This is a genomic window from Micromonospora sp. DT31 (assembly GCF_049841795.1).
Classification (GTDB): Bacteria; Actinomycetota; Actinomycetes; order Mycobacteriales; family Micromonosporaceae; genus Micromonospora.
In genome coordinates this window covers 151616-158982 of record NZ_JBNCKZ010000013.1, presented here as the reverse complement: position 1 = coordinate 158982, position 7367 = coordinate 151616, and the positions used below count along the sequence as shown (strand labels likewise).

Here is a 7367-nt window from a genome sequence, read left to right as displayed (position 1 = left end):
CCGACATCCTCGCGAGGCGCATACTCCCGCCTCCAGCCCCCGGTCCCAGGCGGCGCGGACCCGCGCCCCGCCGTACCGTTCGCGGGCGGCGGCGCGGGCGGCGGCGCCCGCCCGGCGGGCGGACGCCGGATCGTCGAGCAGGCCCCGGGCGGCGTCGAGGAGCACGTCGACCCGGGTGGACAGCGCACCGGCGTCGGGCGGTACGGCTTCGACGGCTTCGGTGGTGGCCAGGGCGATGACGGGCATGCCGATGGTCATGGCCTCGACGAGGCTCAGACCGAGTGAGGTCCACCGGCACAGGTGCAGGTAGGCACGGCGTCTGGCCAGTTCGGCGTGCATGACGTGCTGGGGCACGTCGTCGTGGGTGGTGAGCCGGTCCGCGGGGAGGCCGAGGTGGGCGGCGAGCCCGTCGACCCCCATGCCGTAGACGTCGAGCGGGGCGATGTCGGCGAACCGGGCGAGCAGGTCGGTGCCGGTGACCCGCCAGCGGCGTACCGGCTCGTTGATGACGACGGCGAGGCGGTCGAGTTCGCCGGTCCAGTCGACCTCCGGCGGCACGACGCCGTGGTCGACGACCGCGGTGGGGGTGGTGCCGCTGTCCCAGAAGACCTGGTTGAAGGCGGTGACGTGGGCCAGGAGGAGGTCGTCGCGGTCGGCCATTGGGTGGCGGGTGTTCGGGACGTCGCCCTTGGGGGTGTTGTGTTCGACGTAGACGGCGGGCAGGTCCCGGCCGGGCCGTCGGCCGAGCCATTCGGTGGCCAGGTCGAGTTCCTCGGGGCGTTGCAGGATGACCACGTCGACGTCGGTGTGGCGCAGGTCCTCGGGGGTGACCTCGACGGCGTTGTCGGGCCAGGGGTAGGTGCGGGCCCGGCCGAGACCGTAGGGGCCCCGGTCCGGGGTGATTGGCACGAGGTAGCGATGTCCGCCGTGCACGAACGACGTGGTCCACGAGCCGTGCACGTGCCACAGCAGGATGTTCATCCGGCCACCCCGCCCGTCACCGGCGCCGGCACGCCGAGCAGCCGCAACGCCTCCAGCACCCGGCCCGGCTCGACCGACGACAGGCACGGGTGCCCGGGCACCGGGCAGGTGGTGGCGCGGGTGTCCCGGCACGGTGCGGCGGCGTCACCGAGGCGGACGGTGGGCACCCGGTAGGGCCCCCACTGTCCGAACGGGACGGTCGGGGCGAACAGGCTGACCACCGGCACCCGCAGCGCCGCGGCCAGGTGCGCCGGCCCGGTGTTGCCCACCACGAGCGCGCCGGCCCCGGCGACCACCGCCGCCAGGTCGGCCAGTCCGGTCCGGCCCCCCAGGTCGACGCCGCCGGCCGCGGCCACCCGGGCGGTCAGGTCCCGCTCGGCCGGCCCGCCGGTGACCAGCACCCGGTGACCGGCCGCCCCGAGCACCCGCACCACCCGCGTGGCCAGGTCCTCCGGGCACGCCCGGGTCGGCACCGACGAGCCCGGGTGCAGCACCACGTATCCGGGTTCGCCGACGACGTCCGGGACCCGCGGCAGCCGGTCGGTCCGGATGCGCAGGGTGGGTTCGTCGTGCTCGGGCAGGGCGTAACCGGCGGCGGCGGCCAGGGACAGGGCGCGTTCGGGTTCGGGTACGCCGGCCGGTACGCGGTGACGCACGTCGAGCAGGCTGCCCGGGTAGTCGTCGCTGATGGCGCTGATCCTGGGCACGCCGGCCAGGCGCAACAGCAGGGCCAGGGGCAGGGGTGACTGGTGGAAGGAGGTGAACACGACCGCCTCGTCGGCGTGGACCGCGGCGAGCCGGTCGGTCAGCGCGCGCACGGCGTCCGGGTCCACCGGCGGTGCGGGGGCGTCGATCCAGGGCAGCGGCGCTTCGATGATGTCGTCGACGCCGAGCAGCAGGTCGGCGGCGGCCCGACCGCGCGGACCGCACAGCAGCACCACCCGACGGGCGCCGGCCGCGACCGCCCGGATACCCGGACCCGTCACCAGCACGTCGCCGGCCGCGTCGCTGCGCACCACGAGCACCGTGCCCCGGCGGGCGCGCGGGGCGGGCTGCGACCCACCGGTCAGCCGCATCCGGGCCAGCACCGTGTTCACCGCGTCCGGCAGGTCCACGGCGACGGTCGGCGCGGCGGCCACCTCGGCGGCCCGGGTGGCCGGCGTCGGCACCAGGATCGCGGCGGCCCCGGCGGCCGCGGCGGCGGTGGTGTCCGCGCCGATGTCCCCGATCAGCACGCACCGGCTGGGCGTGGTGCCCAACGCGCGGGCGGCCTCGTGCACCAGCCCCGGCGCCGGCTTGCGGCAGGCGCATCCGTCCGCCTCGGCGTGCGGGCAGACCGCCCAGTGGTCGAACGGGCCGAGCAGCTCCTCCACCCGGTCGTGGACCAGGCTCAGGTCGCGGGCGGTGAAACAGCCCCGCGCCAGGCCGGACTGGTTGGTCACCACGGCCAGTCGCAACCCGGCGGCCCGCAACCGGTCCAGCGCCTCCCGGGCGCCGGGCACCGGTCGCACCTTCTCCGGGTCGCCGTTGTACGGCACGTCCTCCACGAGCGTGCCGTCCCGGTCCAGCAGCACGGCGTCGTACAGACCGGGCTGGCGCGGGCCGGACGGACGCCGGCCTGCGCCCGGGTCCACCCGGGCCGACCTGCACTGATCCCGCTCCTGGTCCCGTCGCACGGGCGGCGGGTTCCCGACCCCCCGGGGAGTAAACGTCACCTTCGGCGGAGCCGTCCCCGCCGGTGGCCGCGCCGGCCGCGAGGCCGGCCTCGAGCCGCACGGTCCGGCGATACCCGCCGCCGCCGAGAAGCTAACCCGCGCCGCCGTTAGGCGCGGCCCCCGCCGGGGTACGGATCGGTGGTGGCAGTTGTGGAGAAGGTGATCGACGCTCCCCCGGAGCAGGTGTTCGAGGTGCTCGCGGACGGGTGGACGTACAGCGACTGGGTGGTGGGCACCGCCCACGTGCGGGATGTGGACGACGCCTGGCCCCGGGTCGGCAGCCGGTTGCACCACCGCGCCGGGCCCTGGCCGTTCTCGCTTCAGGACGCGTCCACGGTCCTGGAGTGCCAACCACCGCACCGGCTCGTGCTGCGGGCCGGACTGTGGCCGGCCGGGGAGGCGATCGTGGCGTTCGCCCTGGAGCCCCTGGCCGACGGCCGGACCCGGGTGACCCTCGGCGAGGACTTCGCCGCCGGGCCGCTGAAGTGGGTCCGCACCAAACTCAACGACCTGGTGCTGCACCTGCGCAACCGGGAGACGTTGGCCCGGCTGTCGGACATCGCGACACGGCAGCGTCCGGGGCGGTGACCGACCGGGCGCGGGGCGTCTGGGCGGCTGTCCCGAAACGGACTGGCTACCCTCTCAGGTGAACCTGTCGGCTGACTGAGGATGTCCGTGATGATCGAACCCGTGCAGTTGCCCTCCCCGTGGGCGGATGCGCGCCTGACCGTCGTCGTTCCGACCTACAACGAGGCGGGCAACCTCCCGGTGGTGATCGAGCGCCTGCTCGCGCTGCCGCTGCCCGGGCTCAAGGTGCTGGTCGCGGACGACAACTCCCCGGACGGCACCGGTGAGGTCGCCGACAAGCTGGCCATCGAACACCCGGACCGGGTGATGGTCGTGCACCGCGCGGGCAAGGAAGGGCTCGGCCGGGCTTACGTGGACGGCATCGGTCGGGCGCTCGACGACGGTGCGGAGTTCGTCGCCCAGATGGACGCCGACCTGTCGCACCCGCCGGAGGCGCTGCCCGGGATGCTCGGCGCGCTGCTGTCCACCCAGGCGTCGGTGGTCATCGGTTCCCGCTATGTGCCCGGCGGTGAGCTGGACGAGAACTGGCCGCTCTACCGGCGCGCGCTCAGCGGCTGGGCCAACCTGTACGTGCACACGCTGCTGCGGGTCCGCATCCGCGACCTGACCGCCGGTTTCAAGATCTGGCGGGCGGACGCGTTGCGGGCCATCGGGCTGGAGCGGGTGCAGTCCAACGGCTACAGCTTCCAGGTGGAGATGCACTACCTGGCCACCAAGCTGGGGCACACCATCCTGGAGGTGCCGATCCGCTTCGAGGAGCGCCGCGACGGCGACTCGAAGATGACCACCGCCACCAAGATCGAGAGTGCGTTGATGCCGTTCAAGCTGCGTACCCGGCACCGCAACATCGACACCTGACCCCTGCCCCGCGGCCCGCCTCGGCCGGCGCGTCCCGGCCCACACCTGGCACACGGCGTGCGCGGCCGGCGGACCGGCCGGGGCGGCCCGCGACGACCCGTCCCCGGCGGGTCAGCGGTAGACGGTGCGGTGGGCGGCGGCGATCGTCCGGGCGTACAGCCCTCCGGTGACGGCCCGGTCCCGGGCCAGCGCGGCGCGGGCGGCGTTGGCCCCCGGCGCGCCGTGCACCCCGCCGCCCGGATGGGCGGAGGCACTGGCCAGGTAGAGCCGGTCCACCGGGGTGTCGGCCCGGCCAAGCCCGGGGATCGGCCGCAGGAACAGCTGCTGGTACGCCGCCGCGGTGCCACCGCCCAGCGCCCCGCCGACCAGGCTCGGCTGGGCCGCCTCCAGGTCGGCCGGACCGGCGACGTGCCGGCCGACGACCGACGCGCGGAACCCCGGCGCCGCCGCCTCCAACACCTCCTCCATCCGCTCCACCTGCCCGGCCACCTCCTCCGCCCGCCAGTTGCGGCGGAACGGCAGGTGGGTGTAGGCCCAGAGCGACTCGGTGCCCGGCGGGGAGTGACTCGGATCGGCCACCGACATCTGCCCCACCAGCAGGAACGGGTCCCGGGGCAGCTCGCCGCGGGCCAACTCGGCCGCGTACGTGGTGAGCCCGTCGAGGTCGGCGCCCAGATGCACGGTGCCGGCACCGGCCAGGTCCCGGTTCTGCCACGGCACCGGCGCGGACAACGCCCAGTCGACCTTCAACGTGGAGCCGTCCCACTTGAAGTGCGCCAGGTCCTCGACCATGCGGGGCGGCAACGCCGCCGCGCCGACCAGGTCGAGGAAGAGCGCCGGGGCGGGCACGTCGGCCAGCACCGCGCGGCGGGCCCGCCAGTCGGCCCCGCCGACGGTACGCACACCCATGGCGCGACCCCGGGCGGTGAGCACCCGCTCGACCCGGGCGCCGTACGTGATCCGCCCGCCGCGTTCGACGAGCCGGGCGACGAGCGCGTCGGTGATCCGCTGCGCGCCGCCGACCGGCACCGGCCAGCCGACCTCCTGGCCCAGCATGGCGAGCAACCAGCCGTACACGCCGGAGCCGGCCTCCTCCGGGGACAGGTCGGTGTGCAGTGCGCAGCCGGCCAGCAGCAGCGTCCCGCCCTCACCGTCGAAGAGTTCGGCGCCCAGCTTGCGCACCGGCAGCACCAGTCGACGGGCCAGCCGCAGCGCGCCACCCACCCGCAGCTGGCGCAGCAGGGAAAAACCACCGCGTACCGGCGGGAACGGGGTGGTAATGGTCTCCAGCATCGGCTCGGCGACCTGACGCCAGTCGGCGTACGCGTGCCGCCAGCGTTCCCCGTCGCCCGGGGCGAACGCCTCCAGCGACGCGGCGGTGACGTCCAGGTCGCGGTTGACCACCGCGGCGCGCCCGTCCGGCAGCAGGTGGGCCAGCACGTCCGGCGCGTGCGTCCAGGACAGGCCGTGGCGCTCCAGGTCCAGCCCGGCCAGCACCGGCGAGGCGTAGCCGAGCGGGTAGAAGGAGCTGTAGAGGTCGCTGAGATAGCCGGGCGCGGTGACGTACGCGGAGCGGACCGCGCCGCCGGGGGCATCGGTGGCCTCCAGCACGTCGACGTCCCAACCGGCGTCCACCAGCAGGTTCGCGGCCACCAGCCCGTTGTGGCCGGCTCCGATGACGATGGCGTCGGCGGTCGAGGTCATCGGATCCGCCTACCCGAGCCGTCGCCTGACGAAACGCGTTTGCCTCGCCCGGGCCGGGGCAAGCAGCCGCATGTACACGGTTGCGCAGCTCATGGGTGGGGTGTGGGGTGCCGGTGGCGCGGGCGGCGAGTTGGTCGTCCACGACCCGGCCGACGGGTCGCCGGTGACCCGGGCGCCGGTGGCCACCGCCGACGAGGTCGCCAAGGCGGTCTCCGCGGCGCGGGACGCGGCGGCGGGTTGGGCGGCGACCCCGGCGGCGCAGCGGGCGGCGGCGCTGCACCGGGCGGCCGACGCGGTCGAGGCGGCGGCCGAGGACCTCGCCGAGGCGACCACCGCGGAGATGGGCAAGCCGTTGGACGACGCGCGGGGCGGGGTGGCGGCGGGCGTCGGGACGCTGCGACAGTACGCCGAGCTGGCCCCGGTACGGGGTGGCCGCACCCTGCACGGCGACCCCTCGGCGTTGGACTTCATGGCCCCCGAACCGCGCGGCGTGGTCGCCGCGATCACCCCGTGGAACGACCCGGTGGCGGTGTCCTGCGGGCTGCTCGGCGCGGCCCTGGCCATCGGCAACGTGGTGCTGCACAAGCCGAGCGAGCGGACCCCGGCCACCGGCTGGCTGCTGGCCCGCGCGCTGGACTCGGCGTTGCCGGCGGGGGTGTTGTCCCTGCTCACCGGGGGCAGCGCGGTGGGCGCCGCGCTGGCCGCCCAGGAGGAGGTGGACGTGGTGGCCCACGTGGGCGCCACCGCCACCGGCCGCTCGATCGCCGCCGCCGGCGCCCGTACCGGGGCGAAGGTGCTGCTGGAGAACGGCGGCAGCGACCCCCTGGTGGTGGACGCGGACGTCGACCCGGGGTGGGCGGCCGAACAGGCGGCGCTGGGCTGCTTCGCCAACGCCGGTCAGATCTGCGTCGCGGTGGAGCGGATCTACGTGCACCGCGACGTCGCCGCGGACTTCCTCGACGCGCTGGTGGCGCGCGCCGGGGCGCTCACCGTCGGGCCGGGACGTGACCCGCGTACCCAGCTCGGTCCGCTCGTCGACCGGGGGCACCGGGACCACGTGCACGGTCAGGTCGCCGCCGCGGTGGCCGCCGGGGCCCGGGTACGCGTCGGCGGCGCGCTGCCGGACGGGCCGGGGGCGTTCTATCCGGCCACGGTGGTGCAGGACTGCCGGCACGACATGACGTTGGTCCGGGAGGAGACGTTCGGGCCGGTCGCCCCGGTGGTGGTGGTCGACTCGTTCGACGAGGCGCTGCGCTGCGCGGCCGACTCCCCGTACGGGCTGGCCGCGACCGTGCTGACCGGTTCGATGAGCCACGCCCAGCGTGCCTGGCGGGAGCTGCCGGTGGGCACCGTGAAGGTCAACGCGGTGTTCGGCGGGGCGCCGGGCGGCGCCGCCGAGCCGCGTCGGGGCAGCGGTCGGGGCTTCGGCTACGGCCCGGAACTGCTCGACGAGTTCAGCGCCGTGAAGGCAGTGCACCTGCAGGCCCCGGGCGGCGGCCACTGGTGATCCGGACACGCGGT

Annotated in this window: 6 protein-coding genes; 3 read left to right on the top strand and 3 right to left on the bottom strand. The window is 75.5% G+C overall.

Going from position 1 to position 7367, the window contains the following annotated elements; all coding sequences use genetic code 11:
- A partial coding sequence (locus tag ACLQ2X_RS21240; protein WP_425682819.1) for a glycosyltransferase occupies positions 1–981 on the bottom strand: 981 nt, incomplete at its 3' end.
- Positions 978–2657: an HAD-IIIA family hydrolase gene (locus ACLQ2X_RS21235; RefSeq protein WP_425682818.1), complete on the bottom strand. Its 1680-nt coding sequence runs from the start codon at positions 2655–2657 to the stop codon at positions 978–980. The genes ACLQ2X_RS21235 and ACLQ2X_RS21240, both read right to left, overlap by 4 nt.
- A 180-nt stretch (positions 2658–2837) precedes the next feature.
- Here ACLQ2X_RS21235 and ACLQ2X_RS21230 point away from each other — a divergent pair, with 180 nt between their 5' ends.
- On the top strand, positions 2838–3284 hold the full coding sequence (locus tag ACLQ2X_RS21230) for an SRPBCC family protein (protein WP_425682817.1): 447 nt from the start codon (positions 2838–2840) through the stop codon (positions 3282–3284).
- A gap of 90 nt (positions 3285–3374) precedes the next feature.
- A complete protein-coding gene (locus ACLQ2X_RS21225; protein WP_425682816.1) occupies positions 3375–4142 on the top strand; it encodes a polyprenol monophosphomannose synthase in 768 nt (255 codons plus the stop codon).
- Between the two features lie 111 nt (positions 4143–4253).
- Here ACLQ2X_RS21225 and ACLQ2X_RS21220 read toward each other — a convergent pair whose 3' ends face one another.
- Positions 4254–5846, bottom strand: coding sequence for a phytoene desaturase family protein (locus ACLQ2X_RS21220; RefSeq protein WP_425682815.1), 1593 nt, complete (start codon positions 5844–5846; stop codon positions 4254–4256).
- A gap of 70 nt (positions 5847–5916) precedes the next feature.
- On the opposite strand from ACLQ2X_RS21220, the gene ACLQ2X_RS21215 reads away from it, so the two are divergent.
- Positions 5917–7353: an aldehyde dehydrogenase family protein gene (locus ACLQ2X_RS21215; RefSeq protein WP_425682814.1), complete on the top strand. Its 1437-nt coding sequence runs from the start codon at positions 5917–5919 to the stop codon at positions 7351–7353.
- The last annotated feature ends 14 nt before the right edge of the window (positions 7354–7367 follow it).